Below are 23,180 nucleotides of genomic sequence, written 5' to 3'. Positions count from 1 at the left end.
GTTGAACCTCACACACGTCCCATCGCGAAGCCACGCGCGATGTAGTTGCGAACAAACCAGATGACGATGGCACCGGGGATGATGGTCAGGGTGCCCGCGGCGGCCAGCAGCCCCAATTCGTACCCGGCACTGGATGCTGTGCGGGTCATCACGGCAGCGATGGGTTTGGCCTCAACCGCGGTCAGGGTCTTGGCCAGCAGCATTTCTACCCATGAGAACATGAAGCAGAAGAACGCCGCGACACCGACACCTGCCTTGATGTTGGGCAGAAAGATCGTCACGAAGAAACGCGGGAACGAATATCCATCCACATAGGCGGTTTCATCCAGCTCCTTTGGGATGCCACGCATGAAGCCTTCCAGAATCCACACCGCCAGTGGCACGTTGAACAGCGTATGGGCCAAAGCCACGGCCAGATACGTGTCGAAAAGGTGGATCGACGAATAAAGCTGGAAGAATGGCAGGGCGAACACGGCCGCCGGAGCCATACGGTTGGTCAACAGCCAGAAGAACAGCTGCTTGTCACCGAGGAACCGATAGCGTGAGAACGCATAAGCCGCAGGCAGGGCAACGCAGACAGAAAGCACTGTGTTCAGAGTCACATAGGTGATCGAGTTGATGTAACCCCAGTACCAAGTTGGGTCTGTGAAGATGGTGATATAGTTTTCCAGCGTAAAAGTCTGGGGAAACAGGGAAAAGCCCGACAGGATCTCGTTCGTTGTCTTGAAGGACATCGCCACCAGCCAATAGATCGGCAGCATCAGGAACGCGATATAGAGGATCGGGATGATGGACCGCTTTTTCATTCTGCGTCGTCCTTTGTCATCAGAGTGTAGAAGAGCCACGACACCAGCAGAGTGATGGCGAAGTAGATCAGGCTCATCGCTGCCGCCGGGCCAAGGTCGAACTGCCCCAGTGCGATCTTCACAAGGTCAATCGACAGCAGGGTGGTCGAGTTGCCGGGACCGCCCCCAGTCAGAACAAAAGGCTCGGTATAGATATTGAAGCTGTCCATGAACCGCAGCAGAACCGCGATGGTCAGAACCGTCTTCATCTTGGGCAACTGGATGTAACGAAACACCGACCATGGGCTGGCGCCGTCGATCTTGGCGGCCTGATAATAGGCGTCCGGAATCGATACGAGGCCCGCATAGCACAGCAGCACGACCAGCGAGGTCCAGTGCCAGACGTCCATGACGATAACGGTTACCCAGGCCGACAGCGGCTGTTGCGTCATATCATAGTTGATGCCCAGCACGTCATTCAGGAAATATCCCAGCAATCCGATCTTGGGCAGGGTGAAGATGTTCCACATCGAGCCAACCACATTCCAAGGGATCAGCATCGGCAAGGCCATCAGCACCAGACAGACCGGCACCCAGAACCCTTTGCGCGGCATCGACAGGGCGACGATGATGCCCAAGGGCACCTCGATCAGCAGGATCAGGAAGGTAAACAGGAATTGCCGTCCAAGTGCTGCCTGAAAACGGTCGGATCGCAGGATCTGTTCGAACCAGCCCAAACCTTCCCAGAAGAACTGGTTGTTGCCGAAGGTTTCCTGCACCGAGTAGTTGACCACCGTCATCATGGGCACCAGCGCGTTGAACGCCACCAGCGCAAGTACGGGCAGGACAAAGAACCATGCCTTTTGGTTTTCCGTTCTCATTGCGCCCGCTCCTGAGTTGCAATCCAGCCGTCGCGGTAGATGCGGGATTGTTCGGGTTTGAATTGCAAGAAGACCTGTGATCCCGGTTCCGGTACAACGTGTTCGGTCACGACCTTGAGGGCGGTGTTGCCGACCACTGCGCTGACCACATAGTGGCGGCCGATATCGGCGACCTTGGTCACATGCGCCGGAATGCCGGTGTCGCCGAAACCAACATATTCCGGGCGGATACCCAGATCGGTGCGTCCGCCGTCACCGTGTGTGGGACCTTCCAGCATGACCTCGTGTCCTTCAAAAACGGCGCGGTCGCCTTTTGCTTCACATGGAAGGACGTTCATGCCCGGCGAGCCGATGAAATGGCCGACAAATGTGTGCTGTGGCCGTTCAAACAATTCGACGGGTGTTCCGATCTGAACCACTTCACCGTCTTGCATTACCACCACCTCGTCGGCGAAGGTCAGCGCCTCTGTCTGGTCGTGTGTCACGTAGATCATTGTGGCCTGCACGCGCTGATGCAGCTCTTTCAGCTTGGACCGCAGTTTCCATTTCAGGTGCGGGTCGATCACGGTCAGCGGTTCGTCGAACATCACCGCATTCACATCGTCGCGAACAAGGCCGCGACCCATCGAGATCTTCTGCTTGTTGTCCGGGCTCAGGCCTGATGCGCGGGTGTTCAGCATATCCGTGACGTCCAGCATCTCGGCGATTTCCAGAACACGGCGCTTGATGGTTTCGGCGTCGACACCCCGGTTCTTCAACGGGAAGGCCAGATTCTCGCCCACGGTCATCGTGTCGTAGATCACCGGAAACTGGAAAACCTGCGCGATGTTGCGTTGGTCCGGGGGCAGGGCGGTGACGTCCTGATCATCGAACAGAATCCGGCCTTCCGAGGGGGTAAGAAGACCGGATATGATGTTCAGCAGCGTGGACTTGCCACAACCTGACGGCCCCAACAGCGCATAGGCCCCGCCATCGCGCCATGTCACGTCGATTTCCTTAAGGGCATAGTCCTCGGAGCCTTTTGGCGATGGCATATAGCTGTGTCGAAGGTTTGAAAGCTTGATCTGTGCCATGTCAGGCCACCCTTTTGCCGTCTTGGCTGAAGTACCGGCAATGCGCCGGGTTCATGTAGAAACTGTGATCTTCGCCGACCTGATAAGGATGCACACCAGCGGCGAGTGAAACCCAGGCTTCGTCACCATGCTGGAAATGCGCGCTGGAATCCGAACCTGACAGTTCGGTCACGATCACACGTCCGGTCAATTCGACATCGGCGTCAGACGTACGGAATGGCGTCACGCGATGAGGGCGAACGGCGATCATATATTCCCCGTCGGCCATGCCCGAGGCTGCCCAGCCGACATTGCCTGCCAATTGCGCCCGGGCGCTGGAAACAGTGATACGGGCCACATTGATAGGCGGGTCCGAGAATACACGCGCCGCGGCGATGTTTTCCGGATTGCGATAGATGTCGGTGGTTGGGCCGAACTGGGTCACACGGCCGTCTTCCATCAGTGCGGTGTAGCCCCCCAACAGCAATGCCTCTTCTGGCTCCGAGGTGGCGTAGACAACGACGGCCCCGCGACCAGCGAACAGATCGGGCAGTTGTTCGCGCAGCTCTTCGCGCAGTTTATAATCAAGGTTCGCCAGCGGCTCATCCAGGAAGACGGCGCGGCTTTCTTTTGCGATGGCACGCGCCAGCGCGGTTCGTTGTTGTTGCCCGCCCGACAGCTCGTGTGGGCGGCGGTGCAGCATGGGGCGCAGTTGCAGCAGATCGGCGGCCTCTTCCACGCGGCCATCGATCTCCGATTTAGCCATGCCAGCCACGCGCAGGGGCGAGGCGATATTGTCGAATACAGTCATATGCGGGTAGTTCACGAAGAACTGGTGCACCAGGCTGATCTGCCGCTTTTGCGTGTTCAACCGTGTCACGTCCTGTCCGTCCATCAGGACCTTGCCCGAGGCGATCGGGTCCAACCCGGCCATCATTTTGATCAGTGACGTTTTTCCGGAACCTGTCGCGCCCAATAGCACGTTGAAATGGCCGGTTTGCAGCGTCAGGTTGGTTGGCTTGATATGGATGACGTTGCCGACCCGTTTGGTCGCGTCTTGAAGTTCGATCATCTGGGAAACTCGCGGGGCATTCAGTGGTAGGCCGGGCTTTAGCCCGGCCTACGATGTTGCATTTACTGGGACTGCCAGCGCTTAACCAGTTCGTCATAGTTGACGGTCTGGCCCTGCGGCTTTTCGTTTTCCAGCTTGGCCTTGGGCGAACCCGCTTTTTCCAGCCAGAATGCGTCGTCCTGCGGTTCATTCAATCGCGGGCCACAGCCACCGTAGACACCGGCGCTTTCATCCGCGGCCTGCATACGGGCCATGGTGATGTCCATCTCTTCGGCCAGACGGTCCATCGCCTCTTGCGGTGTGAAGGCGCCCGAGTTCACGTCACCGATCTGCTGCCACCAGATCTGGGCCAGCTTTGGATAGTCCGGTACGTTGATGCCGGTTGGCGACCATGCCACGCGGTCAGGCGAGCGATAGAATTCGACCAGTCCACCCAGCTTGGATGCGCGTTCCGTGAACGACTCGTGATTGACCGAGCTGTCGCGGATGAAGGTCAGACCCACATGGGACTTCTTCACATCAACAGTCTTGGACGTCACGAACTGAGCATAAAGCCAGGCTGCCTGCGCACGATCCGAGGGGGTCGATTTCAGGAACGTCCAGGAACCCACGTCCTGATAGCCAACCTTCTGGCCTTCTTCCCAGTAGGGGCCGTGCGGGCTGGGCGCCATCCGCCACAGCGGCGTGCCTTCGTCATCCACGGTGTTGTTGCCTTCGGACTTCGGCTTCACCATGTCGGCGGTAAAGGCGGTGTACCAGAAAATCTGCTGGGCCACGTTGCCCTGGCTCAGTGCCGGCAGCGACTGATAGAAGTCATAAGACGCCGCACCCGGAGGCGCGTAGGCCCGCAGCCATTCGTCCCATTTGCGGATCGCATAGACCGCAGCCGGACCGTTTGCAGCACCACCGCGCGACACCGAGGCGCCGACCGGGTTACAGGTGCCCGCTTCCATGCGGATGCCCCATTCGTCAACCGGAATACCATTCGGCTCGCCCTTGTCACCAGCACCGGCCATCGAAAGCCAGGCGTCGGTCATGCGCCAGCCAAGGTCGGGCGCGCGCTTGCCGTAGTCCATGTGGCCGTAGATCGCAACGCCGTCGACTTCTTTCACGTCATTGGTGAAGAACTCGGCGATGTCTTCATAGGCCGACCAGTTGACCGGAACGCCCAGATCATAGCCGTATTTCTCTTTGAACGCGGCCTTGTTGGCCTCGTCATCGAACCAGTCCTTGCGGAACCAGTAAAGGTTCGCAAACTGCTGGTCGGGCAGCTGATACAGCTTGCCGTCCGGCCCGGTGGTGAACTGAATGCCCATGAAGTCATCCAGATCGATTGTCGGCGAGGTTGTCGCCGCCCAGTCGCCGCCCATCATGTCGGTCAGCGGATAGGCCAGTTGCAGACGTGAGTGGGTACCAATCAGGTCACTGTCGTTGACATAGCCGTCATACAGGTTCCGACCTGTCTGCATCTGGGTCTGAACAGCCTGGACCACTTCGCCTTCGCCAAGGATCTGGTGATTGACCTTGATGCCGGTGATTTCTTCAAACGCCTTGGTCAGAACCTCCGACTCGTAGGAATGCGTCGGAATACCTTCGGACAGGACGTTGATTTCCATGCCAGCGTAGGGCTGTGCAGCTTGGATAAACCATTGCATCTCGGCCATCTGTTCGTCTTTCGACAAGGTCGATGGCTGGAATTCGTCGTCGATCCAACGTTGTGCTGCGGCTTCGTCGGCCCAAGCGGACCCGTGCCCCGCAATGACGGCAGCCGCCGCCACTGCGGAAAGTAGATGTCTCCGCATCTGTCTCCTCCCAAAAATTATGGTTCTCCGGCGGGAACCGGATGCAGAACAGCATCAGCGATTTTTTGCGTATGTGTCAAACTAAATTTTTAGTAATTGACGTTCAGGCACTCCGGAGCCGCATGAATTGAATTTGTTTCCACCGCTGTAAATGATTGTAACTATATAATTATGTTATCGAAATTTCAAAATTTCTCCGCGAGGGAAATAGGGAACTCCACTGAGACCTATTGCAAGCAAGAGATGACAGAGGGTGCGTTGAATTGCATCCGCGTTGCGAGAGGCATGGACACTGATCCGGCACTCGTGAGAAGTCAGGCAAACCAGCTTCCCGGATCATTACTGCTGAAACTCAGTGCTCACATGGCACCAATCCGTTCCGACAAAAGGCCAGTTGTGGCAATGCGGATGTAGCACTGCCTTGCCGTTCACGGTATTCCGTGTCCATATAAAGAAAATCTCCGGAGCCGGTTCGTGAAGAAGAATACCCTCAACACCCATCGTGAGCTGGAATTGCTTGATGCCCTCAGACGTTTGGGTGGAACGGCCCGGAATTCGGATCTGGCGAATATGCTCGGCGTATCCGAAGAGACGGTGCGCCGAACGATCAAAGCCTTGTCAAAGGCGGGTACGGTCGAACGCGTTCATGGCGGAGCTTACCTTGCCGGAGTGCAGGGCGCCCCCAACTTCTTTCACCGGATATCACAAGACGCTGATGAAAAGCGTTTGATCGCCGGGCATACCGCGAAACTGGTTCGCGATCAGATGACCGTTTTCCTGGATGTGGGATCGACAACCGCTTTCGTCGCGGAAGAGCTGCGACAGGTCAGCAACCTCACGGTTGTCAGCAACTCCATCGGTGTCGTGCAGACCTTGGCCGGGGTCAACGGAAACCGTGTGCACCTTTTGGGGGGCGAGTTGCAGATCGATGAAAGGGGGACGTTTGGTCACGTCACCCACAAGCAGCTGCAACGCTATGCTTTTGACATCGTGATCCTGAGCACGGACGCGATTTCCGACAGCAAAGGGTTTCTCTACCACAGCGCGGTCGAAGCGGATCTTGCATCGGTGGTGGTCAGGTGTGCGGACCAGGTTGTCATGGCTGCAGCACATTCCAAGTTTGGTGAAAGGGCACCTTATGTGGGGCCGGATCCTCGGCTGGTGCATTCGCTGGTCACGGATGCTGTGCCAAAGGGTGGGGTGGCCAGATTCCTTGACCGTTGGGGCATCGAAATTCAGATCGCTGATGACAGCTAGGTTGCTGTTTCCAGACGCGGCCCGGATGATCTTGCTGCTTTGGGATGGAAGAAGCTAAGGAAGAGTGGCAGCCCGTAGGGGAATCGAACCCCTCTTTCCAGGTTGAAAACCTGGCGTCCTAACCGATAGACGAACGGGCCACTTGGTATACGGTCACAAGCGCAAATGGCAGCCCGTAGGGGAATCGAACCCCTCTTTCCAGGTTGAAAACCTGGCGTCCTAACCGATAGACGAACGGGCCACGCTGGCTTGTGGAGGGCCTTTTACGGTTTCGCCGTGACCCCCGCAAGCGTAAAAACGCAGGGATGGGAAAGTTTTTTAGCGCACCAAAGCCGCGTGTTAACGGGCTTCTGCTGCGTCCTCCAGCCTGAGCTGCACAGATTGGCGCCCGCCCCAGGTGTTGACCTCTAACCGACCCGCAAAATGAAAGCGCGCACCGCCGTGGTTTGACAGTTTTTCGCCCATCGGCCCATCAAAAGCACCAAAGGCAATCGCATCCAGCGCGCCGCCCATTCCATCGGTCAGCGACAGTTTCAGATGCGATTCACCGACCCGTTTTGCAAAGCGAACCTGCAGGTCAGGCAGCGCATAGCGCGGGGCAGGGGCACCGGCACCAAACGGTCCGGCCTGTTCAATCAGCTCGATCAGATCCACGGTTGCTGCACCGGGCATCAATGCGCCATCCAGTTTCAAATCCGCAGGTCCACCCTGGCCCGCCCCTTGTCTGGCCAGCAGCTCGCTCAGGCGCTCCATTGCGGGTTCCAGCTGATCGCGCATGACGGTCAAACCCGCGGCCATCTTGTGGCCGCCTCCTTTGACCAGCAACCCTTCGGCCGCCAATCGCTGGATTGAAGCCCCAAGATCGACGCCGGAAACCGAGCGGCCCGAACCCTTGCCTTCATCCCCGTCAAAGCCGATCACAATTGCCGGTCGATTGGCCGTCTCCTTCAGCCGAGAGGCCACGATACCAACGACACCGGGGTGCCAGCCTTCGCCTGCCGCCCAGACCAAAGGGGCGTCCAAGCCACGCGACTCGGCCTGCGCCAGCGCGGCGGCACGCACCGCGTTTTCAATGTCTCGGCGCTCGGCGTTCAAGGCATCCAGACGTTCGGACAACGCCTGCGCCTCATGCAGGGAATCGGTGCTCAGCAAGCGCGCGCCCAAATCGGCCTGACCGATCCGCCCACCGGCATTCACGCGGGGCCCAAGCAGAAACCCCAGGTGATAACTGTTCGGCGCGGTATCCATGCGCGAGATATCAGAGAGCGCGACAAGGCCGGGGCGCTGCCGCTGTGCCATCACTTTCAGCCCCTGTCGCACGAGGGCGCGGTTGGCCTCGATCAGTGGTGCCACATCGGCAACGGTCGCCAGGGCCACCAGATCCAGAAGGGCCATCAGGTCCGGTCCCCTTGCGCCTGCGTCACGCAGCTGCCGACCGGCCTCAACCAGCATCAGAAACACCACGCCCGCCGCGCAAAGATAACCAAGATCGCCGCTTTCATCCTGTCGGTTTGGGTTCACCACTGCGATACAATCGGGCAGCGTCTCGCCCCCCAGGTGGTGGTCGAGAACGATCACATCCGCACACCTAGCCGCCGCAATCGGATCATGGCTGAGCGTGCCGCAATCAACGCAGATGATCAGGTCATGCGTAGCCGCAAGCTTCTGCATCGCGGGAACGTTGGGGCCGTACCCTTCGTCGATCCGGTCCGGTACATAAAGCGTCGCCTGCACGCCCATCTGCCGCAGCCAGACCAGCAGCAACGCGGCAGAACTGCCGCCATCGACATCGTAATCCGCAAACACCGCAATTTTCTGACGATTGCGGACGGCATCCAGAAAGCGCGCGGCGGCAATTTCCATATCCTTGATGGCCCGCGGATCAGGCAGCAATTCCTTCAGTTTTGGGTCAAGAAAGCCGGGTGCCTCAGATACCGGCACGCCGCGCCGGGCCAGAACCTGACAAACGGCACGGGGCAGGTCGGTTTGCTGCGCCATCATCTCGGCCGCCCGCTCAATCTCGGGGCTGGGTCCAACCCAAAGCCGTCCCGTCAGTGATTGCTCGACTCCAAGAAAACTCATTGCTCGCCTCTTATGCGCCAAGGCCGGACCCTTGCGGACCCGGCCTCTTCACCTTTTCAGAAATACTCTCGCCGAAGGCAACGGCGCAAGCCGTTATGTATTGTCATGCGGCCATGTCGGCGTGCGGTAGGACATGCGGCGCACCGACCCGGTCTTGGACCGCATCAGCAGCGTCGTGGTTTCCACCCAGCCGGGCTCGCGCTTGATCCGCGGCAACAACGAGCCACCGGTCACGCCGGTGGCGGCAAAGATCACATCTGCCGTCACCATCTCATCACGTGCATAAACTCGGTCCAGATCGGTGATGCCTGCCTTTGCGGCCCGGCCACGCTCGTCATCGTTACGGAACAACAGGCGGCCAAAGATCTGCCCGCCCATACATTTCAGCGCAGCGGCGGCCAGCACACCCTCGGGCGCGCCACCCTGGCCCATATACATGTCGATGCCGGTTACTTCGCTTTCAGCGCAATGCATGACACCCGCCACGTCACCATCAGTGATCAGACGGATCGCAGCACCGGTTTCGCGCACTTCGGCAATCATCGCTTCGTGGCGCGGACGTTCCAGAATGCAGACGGTGATGTCGGCGGCTTTACATCCCTTGGCCGTGGCCAGTGCTTCGACACGCTCGCGTGGCGACATGTCCAGATTGACGACACCTTCCGGCAGCCCCGGGCCAACCGCCAGTTTGTCCATATACACATCCGGCGCGTGCAGCATCGAGCCGCGCGGGCCCATGGCGATGACGGTCAGTGCGTTTGGCATGTCCTTGGCAGTTAGCGTGGTGCCTTCCAGCGGATCCAGAGCAATATCCACACCGGGGCCATTGCCGGTGCCAACCTCTTCGCCGATGTACAGCATCGGCGCCTCGTCACGCTCGCCTTCACCGATGACAACGACACCTGCGATATCCAGCAGGTTCAGCTGTTCGCGCATCGCATTCACAGCGGCCTGATCCGCGGCTTTCTCATCGCCCCGACCCACCAGCGAAGCCGAGGCCAGCGCAGCCTGTTCCGCCACCCTGGCCAGCCCCAGAGACAGCAGGCGGTCATTGAAATCGGTCTTGGCAGCACTCATGTTTCTGTATCCTCTGGTCAGTATAGCCGTGTCTTCCGGCATAGCTTGCGTTTCATGCAGGCCGCAAGGTCAAACCGCTTCAATCCGCAATGCAACGGGGTCGCCTGCCACCACATCGGTTTCGCGGAAACCCTCCAACGCGACGTCCAGCGCCGTTCGGGTGGTTTTATGGGTGACGATCAGCACAGGGGCTGTGCTTTCGGCATGAGCGTATTGGCGCATCCGGTCAATTGACACCCCGGCATTGCCCAGAATGGCCGCAACCTTGGCCAATGCACCAGGTTTATCCAGCAGGCCCAGCCGCAGATAATACGGCGCAGGTCGGCCGGTGACGGCGGGAACTGCGGTTTCAAGCGTGGTCGCCGGGCGGCCAAAGGTCGGGATTTGCAATCCGCGCGCCAGATCGCAGACATCGCCCATCACAGCGCTGGCTGTCGGGCCTTCACCCGCGCCGGGGCCGCGCAGAACAACCTGCTCAACCGCGTCGCCTTCGATCACGACCATATTGGTGCCGCCTTCCAGCTGGCCCAGTGGCGAGTCGCTGGGTACCAGGCAAGGCTGCATGCGTTGCTCCAGCCCGCGCGCGGTGCGCTGCGCCACGCCCAGCAATTTGATGCGAAAGCCCATGTCTTCGGCCTGATCGATGTCGTCCAGGCTGATCTGCTGGATACCCTCAATCTCGATCCCGTCGAAATTTGGCTTGGTCCCAAACGCAATCGAGGATAGCAGAGCCAGCTTGTGCGCAGCGTCGATACCTCCGACATCCAGATTGGGGTCGGCCTCAAGGTATCCCAATTCGGCGCATTCATCGAAAAGCGCGTTGTAGCCCTGACGCTGCGACTGCATCCGGGTCAGGATGTAGTTGCACGTCCCGTTCATAACACCCATCACGCGGGTGATCTCGTTGCCCGCCAGACCTTCGGTCAGGGACTTGATCACAGGGATACCACCAGCGACAGCGGCCTCAAACCGGATCACTCGACCGGCGGCCTCGGCCTTTTCGGCCAGTTCCTGCCCGTGGATGGCCAGCAACGCCTTGTTGGCCGTGACCACATCCTTGCCGCTGGCCAATGCTGCTTCGACCGAGGCTTTGGCAGGACCGTTCTCCCCACCCATCAATTCGACGTAAACGTCTATGTCGTCGCGTTTTGCCAGTGCAACCGGATCAGTTTCCCAGGCATAATCCGACAGGTTCACGCCACGGTCTTTGTTCGGGTCGCGCGCGGATACTGCCACGATTTCAATCGAACGGCCTGTACGGGTCTGCAACAGCTCTGCATGGCGGCGGACGATCTTGACGACACCCACGCCGACCGTTCCCAAGCCCGCAATTCCCAGCCGCAGTGCCTGTGTCATGTCATGGGTCCTTTTCCGCTCGAATTTTCTGGTATCGGATGCTTGTCCAATCAGCGCTGCCTTAGCGGGTTCAGGCCAAGGGTGCAATCCGTCACCGGGGATAGTGGAGTTGATTTATGACGCGTCAGTTGGTTTGCGCGTTTTGCAACGCCTGTGCCTTTTGGGCCAAGGTATTGCCGCGTTGTGTCAGTTCGTCTTCGACGGCTGCCGCCTGATGGATCGGATCCACCGGTGGCCCTAAGGTTTCCTGCAACGGAACAAGGCGCGGGTAGGGGGCGGATCTGACTGCAGCCGGTTCGCTGCCTTCCAGCTCGGGAATGTCCGCACAGGCGGCGCAAAACAGAATAAGTGGCAAAACGGGCAGCAGTTTCATGTCGCAGGCTTTTCGGTCTTTGTTGCCTCACCGTGATGCACGTTTTGACGACATCGTTCAAGCGGGGTTCTATATGAACATCTGTTCATATACTGTGGATCCATGGCACGCACTCAAGGCTCACATTCCGATATAACCGGCCCGCGTATCCGCAAGGCCGCGCTGCACCTGTTTGCCCGTTACGGGTATGCCGCTGTCTCGATGCGGCAGATTGCAAAAGAGGTCGGCGTGCAGGCAGGCGCGCTTTATAATTACACGCCCGACAAACAGAGCCTTTTGCACCGGTTGATGCGCGAACACATGCAAGACTTGTTGGCGGCGCTTGACGCATTGGACAGTTGCGACGATACCGAAGACGCTTTGCGCCAGTTCATCGGCTTTCACATCCGCTTCCATCTGCAACGACCGGACGAAGTTTTTATCGCCTATATGGAGTTGCGGAACCTTTCGCCCGAAAACTTTTCTGAAATTGAAGACTTGCGGCGCCAGTACGAAAACGTGCTGGAAAGCATCCTTGATTCAGGGCAGCAGGCCGGACATTTCGCAATTTCAGACACGAAGATTGCGACGCTTGCCGTGATAGCCATGCTGAACGGCGTGATGACCTGGTACCGTTCGGGTGGTCGCCTGTCACTGGACGAGGTCGAGGAGATCTATTGGAAGATGGTGCACAAGGCAGTGACGGTCTGACAAGGTCAAACCGTCACACTGTTAGTGCGCGGGGCGAATGAACGTGCCATTGCGCAGCTCGCGAAATGCCTGTTCCAGTTCGGCCCGCGTGTTCATCACGATGGGGCCATGCCAAGCGACGGGTTCGTTGATCGGAGCCCCAGAGATCAGCAGGAACCGCACGCCTTGGGGGCCAGCCTGAACGGTGATTTCATCGCCCGTGCCAAAACGGACAAGCGTGCGATCCCCTGACATGTCGCGGATATTGACCTCTTGCCCGGCGATTTCCTTTTCCAGCAGCACACCTGTCGGCTGCGAGGCATCGGCAAAGGCGGCCTGACCCTGAAACACATAGGCGAAAGCACGGCGGTACGTATCGATCCGGAAAGTTTTCTTCACACCCGCCGGGACAGAGATATCCAGATATTGTGGGTCAGCAGCTATCCCGTCTACGGGACCGGTCTTACCCCAGAACTCACCCACGATCACCCGCACTGTCGTGCCATCGTCATCGGTGATTTCGGGGATGTCCTTGCTTTGGACGTCCTGATAGCGCGGGGCGGTCATCTTCTGGTCCGAGGGCAGGTTGCCCCACAATTGGAAGCCGTGCATCTGGCCCGAGATGTTGCCGCTTGGCATTTCCTGATGCAGGATACCGGATCCTGCGGTCATCCATTGCACATCACCGGCGCCAAGCGTGCCGGTGTTGCCCAGCGAATCCGAATGCTCGACCGTGCCGGTCAGGACGTAAGTGATCGTTTCGATCCCCCGGTGCGGGTGCCAGGGAAAACCGGCCTGATAATCCTGCGGTCGTTCATTTCTGAAATCATCAAACAGCAGAAAGGGATCCAGTTCGGACGGGTCCTGAAACCCGAATGCGCGGTGAAGTTTCACACCAGCCCCTTCCATTGTGGGGATGGCTTTGCGTGTTTCCAACGTCGGTCTAAGGGACATGTTTGCCTCCGTGTCGTCTGGGCAGCATGTAATCTCTGCGCCAAGGCAGTCAATTTGCATGAAATAACCGGACCTGTGCGAAATTGTTTTGCAGCCAAACCCCTGTTGTTTCCGGCGCAAAATGGCTAGATCGAAGCGGATCAGACAGGAGACATCCATGCAGGACGAAGTGCTGGCAACAATTCAGGCCTCATCCCCAAGACGATGGACCGGGGTAGGGATGCTGACAACGGTTGGAATGCTGGTTACCTATGTCGCGTTGGCATCGCCACCCGAACCGGTTTGGCAGGTGTTTCTGTTTATCGTTGGCGGTGCATCGCTTTGGTTGGCGCTTCGCGTCTGGCGCGCCACAGAAGACTGTATCGAACTGACGCGGACCGAGTTGCGAACAGGATCGGGTCAGGTTATCGCGGAAGTGGCCGATATTGAAACGGTGGATAGGGGTGTTTTCGCGTTCAAACCGTCAAACGGCTTTCTGATCCGAACGCGAAACAAAGCAGTGAACCGCTGGGCTCCGGGGTTGTGGTGGCGGGTTGGTCACCGGGTTGGCGTGGGCGGCATGACATCTGCCGCCGAGGCCAAGTTTATGTCCGAAATTTTATCCGCTATTTGTGCAGACGAACGGGGTCTGGGTTAAGTTACATGCAACTTCGTTTGTAAAGCGGGGACGGGTAAAGATGAAGTTCTCAAAGGTGATACCTGTCGCAAAATCCCAGCCCGGTCTGAACGTGGGGATGTATTCATTGGACGTTTCAACCAGAATAACAGTGTCCTGATTGGGCATCGGTGGCAAGCGGTCTTCGATTTCTCCGATCTTGTCGTCGTCCCACTCATTGTCAAAGCCGCGTACCGTTGACCAGCGAACGTAGTGGCGATCATCGTCCTCATCGTAAACAATCAGTGAGACCCGCATTTTCACATCTGACCGGTTATTGACCATCTTTCCTGCCAAATCGTGCAGCGAGTCGATATACACATCGGTCACAGCCTGCGTTTCACGCGAAATCAGATCGCTGATCGTATAAGCTGCCTTCAGGTTGGACGCGCTTTGACGAAACCCCTCGAATGCAGTGAACGTGAACGTGATCGTCCATAGCATCAGTGGAAAAATCATGAGGGCTTCAACGGTCAGAATGCCGCTTTCGTCTTTTTTGAAGACTTTGACGCGATTTTTCAGGTTTTGGAGTACAGACATGATCTTACAGTGGCTCCTGTACGAATGCCGTCGTTGCGGTCACCGCGTAGTGACCTGATGCGTCCGGGACAAGTTTTGCGATGGCCGATGCCTCAAGAACCGGATCAATACGGAGACAGGCCCGCAGGATCATCAATTCGTTGGATTGGCCACTTTTGAAATCCAGAACCGGTTTGGGATCTTCGGAACTGTCCGTACAGGGGATGTTGTCCGAAAGCACAATTCCAGCGAACGCGTCCTGTTTGATCATTTGCAACCGCAAGTTACCCTTGCAATCCTGAATGCCGGAAACATCGCAAATCCGATCCCGGATCACGTCGTGATTCCAGTTCGTACCTGTACCTAACCGAATATCTCTTACGATCAGGTCAACCCCACGTTCCAAAGCGGCATGTCGCATTGTGATGATAGACAGCTCACCACCAGCCACAAGAAGCGCCAGAAAACAGGGTATGAGCATGACAAACTCAATTGTCGCATTTCCGGCCTCAGAGCGCCGAAACATGCGGAGCCTGGAGAGTTTCTTTCCGATCATTGGGTTAGCCTCAATTTGCGGATCGACGATGCGATTGATTCAAAGGCTTTCTCAAGGTTCAGGCCACTTACGTCATAGACGTGGCTGTCAGAGCTGGCACAGTCTTTCAGGGTCCTGTACCCACTTCTGGGTGCCTCGAATGCGATACCGTAAACGATGATACCCTGATCTTTGGCCGCATCACAAATGTGCTTGGTGCGCTGGTTCTTGGCCGATGTTTCGACTTTCGCATAGGCCTTGGAATACCATTCAGCCCAACCGCTGGACTGCCAGTAATAGTTGTCGCGTGCATTCGAGGCCAAAGAAATTCGATTGAAGAGTTCAGGATATGTCAGCCGAACGGCAGTCCCGAGTTCTTCGTTCAAAGGTGTCTCTGGCTCCGGATTCCCGTAGGGATGGTCCGCCCACACGCCCTGCTGAGGCCAGAAAAAGTTCGGACGCCCCTGAGAATGATACACAGTGTATTCTTCGGCTTCCGAATTGTACCAGACGTCTGACATGCCTTCGCGCAGCGACGGATTAAGCATGTATTGATCGGTGTTCTGACCATCGGTCATAACAATAGCGATCTTCAGAACGTCGGTACCATAGTTCGACGGGCGGACCGAGAATCTTGATGGCACAATCGTTGTACCTGCATAGGACGGATCCTGTTCCAGTGACAGGTCGCGAACAATTCCGCGCATACTCGGGTCCAGCAGGGCAGTTCCCCACTTCATCCCAATATCGATTGACGTGTTCCCACCGGGCGTGAGGGACGCAATCTGTGCAAGCAGCTTGTTCATATTGTCGGTGACAGGGGTGATCGCACTTCCCGCACGTACAGGACAAACAGGCAATCTGATTGATCCTTCAGAATAAGTGAACGGATCGAAATGCGCGGTGCGTTCGAGGGTGTCATCCCGTTCCAGATCAGAATCGCTGTACTGTTCCGGAATAAAGTTTACGCAGTGCGAATAGCTGTGTTCTTGGGTGACATTCGTGAACTTGTCCAGGATTGGCGCACCCGCGTTAACCTGCGTTGCATATGGAACAATCGAGATCGAAATCTGAGTTTCGTTAGGTTTGTCCAGCATGAGCCTAACAAACTCTGACGCAGCTTCTCTCAAAACTGCGATTTTCGTCTTTGATGGTGTGGCAGACGAGCGCGACATGGAGCCGGAGATGTCGAGAACCAAAGAGATTTCAACAGCGCCAATGGATTCTTCGGCTGCACTGCTAGATTTCAGGCTCAGTTTTGGAACGCCGCCATACCGCAGGTAACGCGTTGTCAGGACAGCCTCAGCAGTAGCAGAAACTTTCTTGGAGCCAAAACCTTCAACTACTGTCGTAACAGCGTTTAAATCACTCAGTCCGGCTTTGGCCATATAGGAATCGACAATCTGCTTGGCAGGAAGGTCCTGGTCCAAGTCTGCAGCAGCAAGCACGGCGCGATCCAGAGTGGACTGTAGGCTGGCACGGTCGCGTTCATACTTCATAAGATCCATCGACATACCGGTAATCGCCAGCATCAGGACCACCATGAACAGTACGAAAATAGTGAAGACACCATCTTCATTCCGAGCGAATTGCTCTAAATTGAACGTTTTGCGCTTCGGTTTCGAGCCGTCGTTACAAAGCAAGGAATTTAGCATTCTGGTTACTCCGCCTCACACGTCGAATTCGTGCGTCAAAGAAAAAGAGATTTGGAACAAAGTTAATTTTCAAACGTGGCGTGAATTGGGCGAAAAAGGCTTGGTTTTGGCCTTTTTACGCGCCGAAGGGGTATAATTTGGACCGTTTCAGGTGATCTGTCGATGAAATGAAAACAATTCGTTAAGGAGTTGGCCGATCTGAGCGACTCACCCTAGGGCAACTAAGCATGCGTTCATAAAATGATTAAAAAAAGTGCATTGTTTGATTGCAGCAGGCCGCCAGTGGTGCGACAAAACGTCGTGACGTATCGTCATGTACCGCTACGGAGGATTTTATGACCGGCATCAAAGAACCCAGCTTTCGTCAAAGTGTTGACCTGATGTTCAACAGGGCCGCAGCCCTGATGGAACTGCCGCCGGGGTTGGAGCAAAAGATCCGTGTCTGCAACGCAACCTATACAGTTCGATTCGGTGTGCGGCTGCGTGGTGAAATCCATACCTTCACCGGTTACAGGTCTGTCCACTCGGAACATATGGAGCCGGTCAAGGGCGGTATTCGATATGCCACTGCGGTTAACCAGGACGAAGTTGAAGCTCTGGCTGCGCTGATGACCTATAAGTGCGCTCTCGTTGAGACGCCGTTTGGTGGCTCCAAGGGTGGGCTTTGCATTGATCCACGAGAATACGAAGAACATGAACTGGAACAAATCACGCGGCGCTTTGCCTATGAGCTTGCAAAGCGAGACCTGATCAACCCATCGCAAAACGTGCCTGCGCCCGATATGGGCACTGGCGAGCGTGAAATGGCTTGGATGGCTGACCAATACGCACGGATGAACACAACGGACATCAATGCGCGCGCCTGTGTGACAGGAAAGCCGCTGAATGCCGGTGGTATCGCGGGGCGGGTCGAGGCGACCGGGCGCGGCGTTCAATACGCGTTGCGCGAGTTCTTCCGCCACCCTGAAGACATCCAGAAAGCAGGTTTGTCAGGTAAACTGGATGGAAAGCGCATTATCGTGCAGGGGCTTGGCAATGTAGGTTATCACGCAGCCAAGTTCCTGAGCGAAGAAGATGGCGCGCGCATCACCGGAATCATCGAATGGGACGGCGCGCTATTTAATCCCGACGGCATTGACGTCGAAGCCGTGCGTCAGTGGATTGTCAAACATGGCGGCGTAAAAGACTATCCCGACGCGACCCATTCCGCTGAAGGTGCAGCAGTGCTGGAGGCCGATTGCGACATTCTGATCCCGGCGGCATTGGAAGGTGTCATCAACCTGTCGAACGCCGATCGGATCAAGGCGCCGCTGATTATCGAAGCTGCCAATGGTCCGGTTACCGCCGGCGCGGATGAAGTCCTACGCAAGAAGGGCACAGTGATTATCCCCGACATGTATGCAAATGCGGGCGGTGTGACGGTTTCTTACTTCGAATGGGTCAAGAACCTTAGCCACATCCGCTTTGGCCGGATGCAGCGTCGTCAGGAAGAATCGCGCCACGAACTGATCGTCAGCGAGTTGGAAAGGCTAGACCGGTACCTGGGGGATGCGTGGTCGATGTCGCCGGACTTCAAGGCCAAGTACCTCAAAGGCGCGGATGAGCTTGAGCTGGTGCGCTCGGGCCTCGACGACACGATGCGTATTGCCTACCAGTCGATGCGTGAAGTGTGGCACAGCCGCGACGATGTCGAAGACCTACGTACTGCAGCCTATATCGTGGCGATCGACCGCGTTGCGAAAAGCTACCGCGCGAAGGGGCTCTGAAGCAGGCGGGCGGGGTGATCATTTCGCCCCGCCGGTACGCGCCGCGGCTTGAATGTCGATGGCGGCCCGTTAGTTTGACGGATAATAGACACTCAGAGAAACGAATCCCGGAGACCTCCATGTTGCGTATAGCCATTGTCGCGGCTCTGCTGGCCACCCCTTTGGCCGCTCAGGAAACCAAGGAACAAAGCTGCAAATATCAGGCGGATGTGGTGGCAGCGATCCAAAAGGCGCGGCTGGACCGCGTAAAAGAACGCGATGTGGCGCAAGCCGTGGCGGATAGCGGCCCGACATGGCCCGAAAACTACAATGCTGCAATCCCGCTGATCACGCCTTGGGTTTATGAGCAAAAGATGCGGGACGTGCGCAAAAAGGATCTGGGCGCCGCTTGGCTTGAGCTGTGTTTGCAGCAATAATCCACAGCCCGGACATTTCCCTGTGGACAACCGCGCGCCATCCCCTTGGCGCGCGTTCCTGTTTCTGTCAGGTTTGACTCATGTCATTGCCCCCCGGATTTCTGGACGAATTGCGCACGCGGCTCAGCCTGTCTCAGGTTGTCGGGCGCAAGGTCATGTGGGATCAACGCAAGTCCAATCAGGGCAAAGGGGACATGTGGGCGCCTTGCCCGTTTCATCACGAAAAGACGGCCTCGTTCCATGTCGATGATCAGAAGGGGTTTTACTACTGCTTCGGCTGTCATGCCAAAGGGGACGCGATCAGTTTTGTGAAAGAGACCGAGAATGTCTCGTTCATCGAAGCTGTCGAGATTCTGGCCCGCGAAGCCGGGATGCCGATGCCTGCGCGCGACCCGAAGGCGCAGGAAAAACAGGACCACCGCACACAGCTGGCTGATGTGATGGAACAGGCGGTGCAGTTCTTCCGCCTGCAACTCAAGACCGGGGCAGGAGCCGCCGCACGAGACTACCTCGCGCGCCGCGGGTTGAACGCGCAAGCGCTGGACCGGTGGGAGATTGGATTTGCTCCGGACGATTGGCAGGCGCTGTGGGACCATCTTCGCGGCAAGAACGTGGCCGAGGATCTGATCCTTGGGGCCGGGCTGGCCAAACCTTCAAACAAAGGCAAAAAGCCCTACGACACCTTCCGCAACCGCATCATGTACCCGATCCGCGACCCGCGCGGGCGTTGTATCGCGTTTGGCGGCCGTGCGATGGACCCGAATGACAACGCGAAATACCTGAACTCACCCGAGACCGAGCTGTTCGACAAAGGGCGCAGTCTTTACAATCAAGGCCCGGCACGACAGGCGGCAGGTAAGGGTCAGCCGCTTATCGTGGCCGAAGGCTATATGGACGTGATCGCGCTGGCCGAAGCAGGTTTTGGCGCGTCGGTTGCCCCTTTGGGAACGGCCATCACCGAACATCAATTGCAACTGCTGTGGCGGATATCGGACGAGCCGATCATTGCGCTGGACGGCGACACGGCAGGTCTGCGCGCTGCGATGCGGGCGGTTGATCTGGCTTTGCCGCTGCTCGAAGCTGGAAAGTCGCTGCGGTTTGCCCTGATGCCAGAAGGCAGAGACCCCGACGACCTGCTGCGCGCCGAAGGGGCAGGCGCTGTGAAGGCCGTGCTGGATGGTGCCATTCCGATGGTCAAGTTGCTTTGGCAGCGCGAGACCGACGGCAAGGTGATCGACAGCCCCGAACGCAAGGCGGCCTTGGACAAGTCCCTGCGCGAGAAAATCAAGCTGATCCGCGACCCATCGATACGGGCGCATTATGGGCAAGAGATCAAGGACCTGCGCTGGCAATTGTTCCGCCCGCAACGGCAGCAGCAATCCCGGCAATGGCAACCGCGCGGCAAATGGGTGCCGCCAAAACAGCCTGCCACGCCCGGCGCGCGGTCCTCGTTTCTGGCCTCGTCCGAGAATGCCGAGATTCAACTGCGCGAAGCGGCCATTCTGGCGATTGCCGCGCTTAACCCCCGAGTCGTCGTGCAGTTCGAACACCAACTGGAAGAGATGGAATGCCGCGACCCCGATCACGCCGCATTGCGAACTGCAATCCTGCGCCACGCGATCGATGACCCGGACAATCTGAAGGACCATATTGCCGAAACTTTAGGGCCAGAAGCCCTTGAAAACCTGCTGGCCCTTCGCCATGTCGCCGTAATCCCCTGTGTGTTCAAACCAGGCGACGTTGAGAAGGCCGAGATGACACTGGCCGAAGAACTCGCGAAAATCAAAGCGCTCCGGGGGTTGGATGCCGAGATTGCCGAAGCCGCCGAGGAGATGTCCGATCTGGCCGATGAGGCACTGACATATCGGCTGGCGCAAGCGGCAGAAGAACGCAACCGGACAAGCCGAAGCCAGAATGAAGACAGGGCCATATTCGACATCGCCGACAACGGGGCGCGAATCAACCGCGACGAGAAAGACGCGTTCGAGGCGATTATGTCCGGCATCAAATTCGAGCGGAAACGCCGGTAAAATGGTGTTTTCGTAAGGCACTGGAAAAGAAAAACGGGTAAATGGGTGGCCGAATCACTTCTACGCGCTAATGATTCGGATCAAACGAATCACCCATCCCTGCAGGAGCATTGAATGGCCGCCAAAGACACGACCGAAGATCGCAAATCCGACGAGCAGGACCAGGAAATCTCGCTGGACATGAGCCAGGCCAACGTCAAGAAGATGATCGCCGAGGCCCGCGAGAAAGGTTACATCACCTACGATCAGCTCAATCAGGTTTTGCCGCCCGATCAGGTCAGCTCGGAACAGATCGAAGACGTTATGTCTATGCTGTCCGAGATGGGCATCAACATCATCGAAGATGAAGAGGCTGAAGAAGAAGAGAACAAGGGCTCGACCGAACTGACGACCACCGAAAGCAACCGCGAGGTTGCGTTGGCCGGGGCTGCCACCGAAAAGCTGGACCGCACCGACGACCCCGTTCGCATGTATCTGCGCGAGATGGGTTCGGTTGAACTGCTGAGCCGTGAGGGCGAGATTGCCATCGCCAAGCGGATCGAAGCAGGGCGCAACACCATGATCGCTGGTCTGTGCGAAAGCCCGCTGACCTTCCAGGCGATCACCATCTGGCACGACGAATTGCTGTCCGAGGATATTCTGCTGCGGGATGTCATCGATCTGGAAACCACATTCGGCAACCAGCTGGACGAAGATGGCGACGCGCCAGTCGTTGACGCGTCTGCCGTGCAGGCTGCGAAACCCGCGAAAGAGGCCGGGCCGGAACTGGATGCCGATGGCAACCCGATCACCAGCGACGACGACGATGACGAAGACGATCAGGCCAACATGTCGCTGGCCGCGATGGAAGCGGCGTTGAAGGATCAGGTTCTGACCACGCTGGAGCGGATCTCAACCGATTTCGCGATGCTGTCCGAAATGCAGGACAGCCGCATTTCGGCCACCTTGAACGAAGACGGCACGTTCAGCGAAAAAGACGAAGAGACTTATCAGAAGTTGCGGGCCGAGATTGTGCAACTGGTGAATGGTCTTCACCTGCACAACAACCGGATCGAAGCGCTGATCGACCAACTTTACGGTATCAACCGTCGCGTCATGTCGCTGGACAGTTCGATGGTGAAGCTGGCCGATCAGGCACGGATCAACCGTCGCGAGTTCATCGACGAATACCGCGGGCGTGAACTGGACCCCAACTGGCTGGCCGAAATGGCGGAAAAGCCGGGCCGGGGCTGGCAGATGTTCATCGAACGCTCGACCGCGAAGGTCGAAGAACTGCGCAACGACATGGCTCAGGTCGGCCAATATGTGGGTCTGGACATCAGCGAATTCCGCCGCATCGTTCAGCAGGTCCAGAAGGGCGAAAAAGAGGCGCGGCAGGCCAAGAAAGAAATGGTCGAAGCCAACCTGCGTCTGGTGATTTCGATCGCCAAGAAGTACACGAACCGCGGCCTGCAATTCCTTGATCTTATTCAGGAAGGTAATATCGGCCTGATGAAGGCGGTAGACAAGTTCGAATACCGCCGCGGCTATAAATTCTCGACTTATGCGACGTGGTGGATTCGTCAGGCTATCACGCGTTCAATCGCGGATCAGGCGCGCACAATCCGTATTCCGGTTCATATGATCGAAACGATCAACAAGCTGGTCCGGACCGGTCGCCAGATGTTGCACGAGATCGGCCGCGAACCGACACCTGAGGAACTGGCCGAAAAGCTGCAAATGCCGCTTGAGAAGGTTCGCAAGGTGATGAAAATCGCCAAGGAGCCGATTTCGTTGGAAACTCCGATTGGTGACGAAGAAGACAGCCAGCTGGGTGATTTCATTGAGGACAAGAATGCTGTGCTGCCTCTGGACAGCGCCATTCAGGAAAACCTCAAGGAAACCACCACACGGGTCTTGGCCTCGCTCACCCCGCGTGAAGAACGTGTGCTGCGGATGCGTTTCGGCATCGGTATGAACACCGACCACACGCTGGAAGAGGTGGGTCAGCAGTTCAGCGTGACCCGCGAACGTATCCGCCAGATCGAAGCGAAGGCGCTGCGCAAGCTGAAGCATCCCAGCCGATCCCGAAAACTTCGGTCCTTCCTGGATCAATAAGTATCAAGGCGCCTCACCCGAGGCGCCTTTTTTCATTCCGGACACACTTCACGATGGCCTGTTCTCCCATCACATTGGCGGGAATGCACAAGGGCTGGACCTTCTGTCCTTCTATATCCGTTCTGTCCACTCATGGGACGGGCCGGG

At 57.3% G+C, this 23,180-nt stretch carries 20 protein-coding genes and 2 tRNA genes; 7 read left to right on the top strand and 15 right to left on the bottom strand.

All coding sequences use genetic code 11. The features are described from left to right. Window positions 1-8: 8 nt before the first annotated feature. The 5 genes from AC2FND_RS02525 to AC2FND_RS02505 all read right to left on the bottom strand — a co-directional run bounded on the left by AC2FND_RS02525 (window position 9) and on the right by AC2FND_RS02505 (window position 5,592). Entirely contained in the window at window positions 9-806 is a 798-nt protein-coding gene (locus tag AC2FND_RS02525) for a carbohydrate ABC transporter permease (protein ID WP_155139158.1), read from the bottom strand. After that, a complete protein-coding gene (locus tag AC2FND_RS02520; protein WP_480505704.1) occupies window positions 803-1,666 on the bottom strand; it encodes a carbohydrate ABC transporter permease in 864 nt (287 codons plus the stop codon). Before AC2FND_RS02520 ends, AC2FND_RS02525 begins: the two co-directional genes overlap by 4 nt. Then, a complete protein-coding gene (locus AC2FND_RS02515) occupies window positions 1,663-2,739 on the bottom strand; it encodes an ABC transporter ATP-binding protein (protein ID WP_496767701.1) in 1,077 nt (358 codons plus the stop codon). The genes AC2FND_RS02520 and AC2FND_RS02515 overlap by 4 nt, the downstream gene beginning before the upstream one ends. A 1-nt stretch (window position 2,740) precedes the next feature. Continuing rightward, complete coding sequence (locus AC2FND_RS02510; RefSeq protein ID WP_480899559.1) at window positions 2,741-3,790, bottom strand: ABC transporter ATP-binding protein; 1,050 nt, start codon at window positions 3,788-3,790, stop codon at window positions 2,741-2,743. A gap of 62 nt (window positions 3,791-3,852) precedes the next feature. Next, window positions 3,853-5,592 carry an ABC transporter substrate-binding protein gene (locus AC2FND_RS02505; RefSeq protein WP_480476378.1) on the bottom strand — a complete coding sequence of 580 codons (1,740 nt, stop codon included), beginning with the start codon at window positions 5,590-5,592 and terminating at the stop codon, window positions 3,853-3,855. Between the two features lie 474 nt (window positions 5,593-6,066). Here AC2FND_RS02505 and AC2FND_RS02500 point away from each other — a divergent pair, with 474 nt between their 5' ends. Continuing rightward, on the top strand, window positions 6,067-6,849 hold the full coding sequence (locus tag AC2FND_RS02500; RefSeq protein ID WP_480476380.1) for a DeoR/GlpR family DNA-binding transcription regulator: 783 nt from the start codon (window positions 6,067-6,069) through the stop codon (window positions 6,847-6,849). A gap of 65 nt (window positions 6,850-6,914) precedes the next feature. Here the strand turns inward: AC2FND_RS02500 and AC2FND_RS02495 are convergent. The 6 genes from AC2FND_RS02495 to AC2FND_RS02470 form a co-directional block, all read right to left on the bottom strand. Beyond that, window positions 6,915-6,989, bottom strand: a tRNA-Glu gene (locus AC2FND_RS02495). A gap of 26 nt (window positions 6,990-7,015) precedes the next feature. Then, a tRNA-Glu gene (locus AC2FND_RS02490) sits at window positions 7,016-7,090 on the bottom strand. Between the two features lie 98 nt (window positions 7,091-7,188). Continuing rightward, window positions 7,189-8,931 (bottom strand): single-stranded-DNA-specific exonuclease RecJ, encoded by a 1,743-nt coding sequence (gene recJ, locus AC2FND_RS02485; protein ID WP_496767700.1) that lies wholly within the window; start codon window positions 8,929-8,931, stop codon window positions 7,189-7,191. Window positions 8,932-9,024: 93 nt separating this feature from the next. Further along, window positions 9,025-10,008 (bottom strand): class II fructose-bisphosphatase, encoded by a 984-nt coding sequence (gene glpX, locus AC2FND_RS02480; RefSeq protein WP_209504329.1) that lies wholly within the window; start codon window positions 10,006-10,008, stop codon window positions 9,025-9,027. Between the two features lie 69 nt (window positions 10,009-10,077). After that, the gene (locus AC2FND_RS02475; RefSeq protein ID WP_209504328.1) at window positions 10,078-11,364 is read right to left on the bottom strand and encodes a homoserine dehydrogenase; all 1,287 of its coding nucleotides are present in this window, start codon (window positions 11,362-11,364) and stop codon (window positions 10,078-10,080) included. A 124-nt stretch (window positions 11,365-11,488) separates the two neighbouring features. Continuing rightward, window positions 11,489-11,737: a hypothetical protein gene (locus AC2FND_RS02470; RefSeq protein ID WP_209595804.1), complete on the bottom strand. Its 249-nt coding sequence runs from the start codon at window positions 11,735-11,737 to the stop codon at window positions 11,489-11,491. A 102-nt stretch (window positions 11,738-11,839) separates the two neighbouring features. Between AC2FND_RS02470 and AC2FND_RS02465 the strand changes: the two genes are divergently transcribed. After that, window positions 11,840-12,427, top strand: a complete 588-nt coding sequence (locus tag AC2FND_RS02465; RefSeq protein WP_496767698.1) for a TetR/AcrR family transcriptional regulator — start codon at window positions 11,840-11,842, stop codon at window positions 12,425-12,427. Window positions 12,428-12,448: 21 nt separating this feature from the next. Here the strand turns inward: AC2FND_RS02465 and AC2FND_RS02460 are convergent, their stop codons facing one another. Next, window positions 12,449-13,360: a pirin family protein gene (locus AC2FND_RS02460; RefSeq protein ID WP_480583471.1), complete on the bottom strand. Its 912-nt coding sequence runs from the start codon at window positions 13,358-13,360 to the stop codon at window positions 12,449-12,451. A 157-nt stretch (window positions 13,361-13,517) separates the two neighbouring features. Between AC2FND_RS02460 and AC2FND_RS02455 the strand changes: the two genes are divergently transcribed. After that, window positions 13,518-13,997 (top strand): hypothetical protein, encoded by a 480-nt coding sequence (locus tag AC2FND_RS02455; RefSeq protein WP_496767696.1) that lies wholly within the window; start codon window positions 13,518-13,520, stop codon window positions 13,995-13,997. Here the strand turns inward: AC2FND_RS02455 and AC2FND_RS02450 are convergent. From AC2FND_RS02450 to AC2FND_RS02440, 3 genes are all read right to left on the bottom strand, one after another. After that, on the bottom strand, window positions 13,959-14,555 hold the full coding sequence (locus tag AC2FND_RS02450) for a TadE/TadG family type IV pilus assembly protein (RefSeq protein WP_496767695.1): 597 nt from the start codon (window positions 14,553-14,555) through the stop codon (window positions 13,959-13,961). The genes AC2FND_RS02455 and AC2FND_RS02450 overlap by 39 nt on opposite strands. A 4-nt stretch (window positions 14,556-14,559) precedes the next feature. Beyond that, window positions 14,560-15,015 carry a pilus assembly protein gene (locus AC2FND_RS02445; RefSeq protein WP_324170032.1) on the bottom strand — a complete coding sequence of 152 codons (456 nt, stop codon included), beginning with the start codon at window positions 15,013-15,015 and terminating at the stop codon, window positions 14,560-14,562. A gap of 71 nt (window positions 15,016-15,086) precedes the next feature. Further along, window positions 15,087-16,724 carry a pilus assembly protein TadG-related protein gene (locus AC2FND_RS02440; protein WP_496767694.1) on the bottom strand — a complete coding sequence of 546 codons (1,638 nt, stop codon included), beginning with the start codon at window positions 16,722-16,724 and terminating at the stop codon, window positions 15,087-15,089. A gap of 335 nt (window positions 16,725-17,059) precedes the next feature. Here AC2FND_RS02440 and AC2FND_RS02435 point away from each other — a divergent pair, with 335 nt between their 5' ends. From AC2FND_RS02435 to rpoD, 4 genes are all read left to right on the top strand, one after another. Beyond that, on the top strand, window positions 17,060-18,490 hold the full coding sequence (locus AC2FND_RS02435; RefSeq protein ID WP_209595808.1) for a Glu/Leu/Phe/Val family dehydrogenase: 1,431 nt from the start codon (window positions 17,060-17,062) through the stop codon (window positions 18,488-18,490). Window positions 18,491-18,609: 119 nt separating this feature from the next. Next, window positions 18,610-18,906 (top strand): hypothetical protein, encoded by a 297-nt coding sequence (locus AC2FND_RS02430; RefSeq protein ID WP_152457544.1) that lies wholly within the window; start codon window positions 18,610-18,612, stop codon window positions 18,904-18,906. 80 nt (window positions 18,907-18,986) lie between these two features. Then, window positions 18,987-20,936 (top strand): DNA primase, encoded by a 1,950-nt coding sequence (dnaG, locus tag AC2FND_RS02425; RefSeq protein WP_496767692.1) that lies wholly within the window; start codon window positions 18,987-18,989, stop codon window positions 20,934-20,936. Window positions 20,937-21,050: 114 nt separating this feature from the next. Further along, on the top strand, window positions 21,051-23,033 hold the full coding sequence (rpoD, locus tag AC2FND_RS02420; protein ID WP_209504318.1) for an RNA polymerase sigma factor RpoD: 1,983 nt from the start codon (window positions 21,051-21,053) through the stop codon (window positions 23,031-23,033). Window positions 23,034-23,180: the final 147 nt, after the last annotated feature.

The organism is Ruegeria sp. BHSB056, assembly GCF_059613305.1.
This window is presented reverse-complemented; position numbering and strand designations above follow the sequence as displayed.

Excerpts from the sequence above, each read along its gene's own strand:
- AC2FND_RS02525 (WP_155139158.1), bottom strand. The coding sequence starts at position 806 with ATGAAAAAGCGGTCCATCATCCCGATCCTCTATATCGCGTTCCTGATG.
- AC2FND_RS02520 (WP_480505704.1), bottom strand. The coding sequence starts at position 1,666 with ATGAGAACGGAAAACCAAAAGGCATGGTTCTTTGTCCTGCCCGTACTT.
- AC2FND_RS02515 (WP_496767701.1), bottom strand. The coding sequence starts at position 2,739 with ATGGCACAGATCAAGCTTTCAAACCTTCGACACAGCTATATGCCATCG.
- AC2FND_RS02510 (WP_480899559.1), bottom strand. The coding sequence starts at position 3,790 with ATGATCGAACTTCAAGACGCGACCAAACGGGTCGGCAACGTCATCCAT.
- AC2FND_RS02505 (WP_480476378.1), bottom strand. The coding sequence starts at position 5,592 with ATGCGGAGACATCTACTTTCCGCAGTGGCGGCGGCTGCCGTCATTGCG.
- recJ (WP_496767700.1), bottom strand. The coding sequence starts at position 8,931 with ATGAGTTTTCTTGGAGTCGAGCAATCACTGACGGGACGGCTTTGGGTT.
- glpX (WP_209504329.1), bottom strand. The coding sequence starts at position 10,008 with ATGAGTGCTGCCAAGACCGATTTCAATGACCGCCTGCTGTCTCTGGGG.
- AC2FND_RS02475 (WP_209504328.1), bottom strand. The coding sequence starts at position 11,364 with ATGACACAGGCACTGCGGCTGGGAATTGCGGGCTTGGGAACGGTCGGC.
- AC2FND_RS02470 (WP_209595804.1), bottom strand. The coding sequence starts at position 11,737 with ATGAAACTGCTGCCCGTTTTGCCACTTATTCTGTTTTGCGCCGCCTGT.
- AC2FND_RS02465 (WP_496767698.1), top strand. The coding sequence starts at position 11,840 with ATGGCACGCACTCAAGGCTCACATTCCGATATAACCGGCCCGCGTATC.
- AC2FND_RS02460 (WP_480583471.1), bottom strand. The coding sequence starts at position 13,360 with ATGTCCCTTAGACCGACGTTGGAAACACGCAAAGCCATCCCCACAATG.
- AC2FND_RS02455 (WP_496767696.1), top strand. The coding sequence starts at position 13,518 with ATGCAGGACGAAGTGCTGGCAACAATTCAGGCCTCATCCCCAAGACGA.
- AC2FND_RS02450 (WP_496767695.1), bottom strand. The coding sequence starts at position 14,555 with ATGTCTGTACTCCAAAACCTGAAAAATCGCGTCAAAGTCTTCAAAAAA.
- AC2FND_RS02445 (WP_324170032.1), bottom strand. The coding sequence starts at position 15,015 with ATGCTCATACCCTGTTTTCTGGCGCTTCTTGTGGCTGGTGGTGAGCTG.
- AC2FND_RS02440 (WP_496767694.1), bottom strand. The coding sequence starts at position 16,724 with ATGCTAAATTCCTTGCTTTGTAACGACGGCTCGAAACCGAAGCGCAAA.
- AC2FND_RS02435 (WP_209595808.1), top strand. The coding sequence starts at position 17,060 with ATGACCGGCATCAAAGAACCCAGCTTTCGTCAAAGTGTTGACCTGATG.
- AC2FND_RS02430 (WP_152457544.1), top strand. The coding sequence starts at position 18,610 with ATGTTGCGTATAGCCATTGTCGCGGCTCTGCTGGCCACCCCTTTGGCC.
- dnaG (WP_496767692.1), top strand. The coding sequence starts at position 18,987 with ATGTCATTGCCCCCCGGATTTCTGGACGAATTGCGCACGCGGCTCAGC.
- rpoD (WP_209504318.1), top strand. The coding sequence starts at position 21,051 with ATGGCCGCCAAAGACACGACCGAAGATCGCAAATCCGACGAGCAGGAC.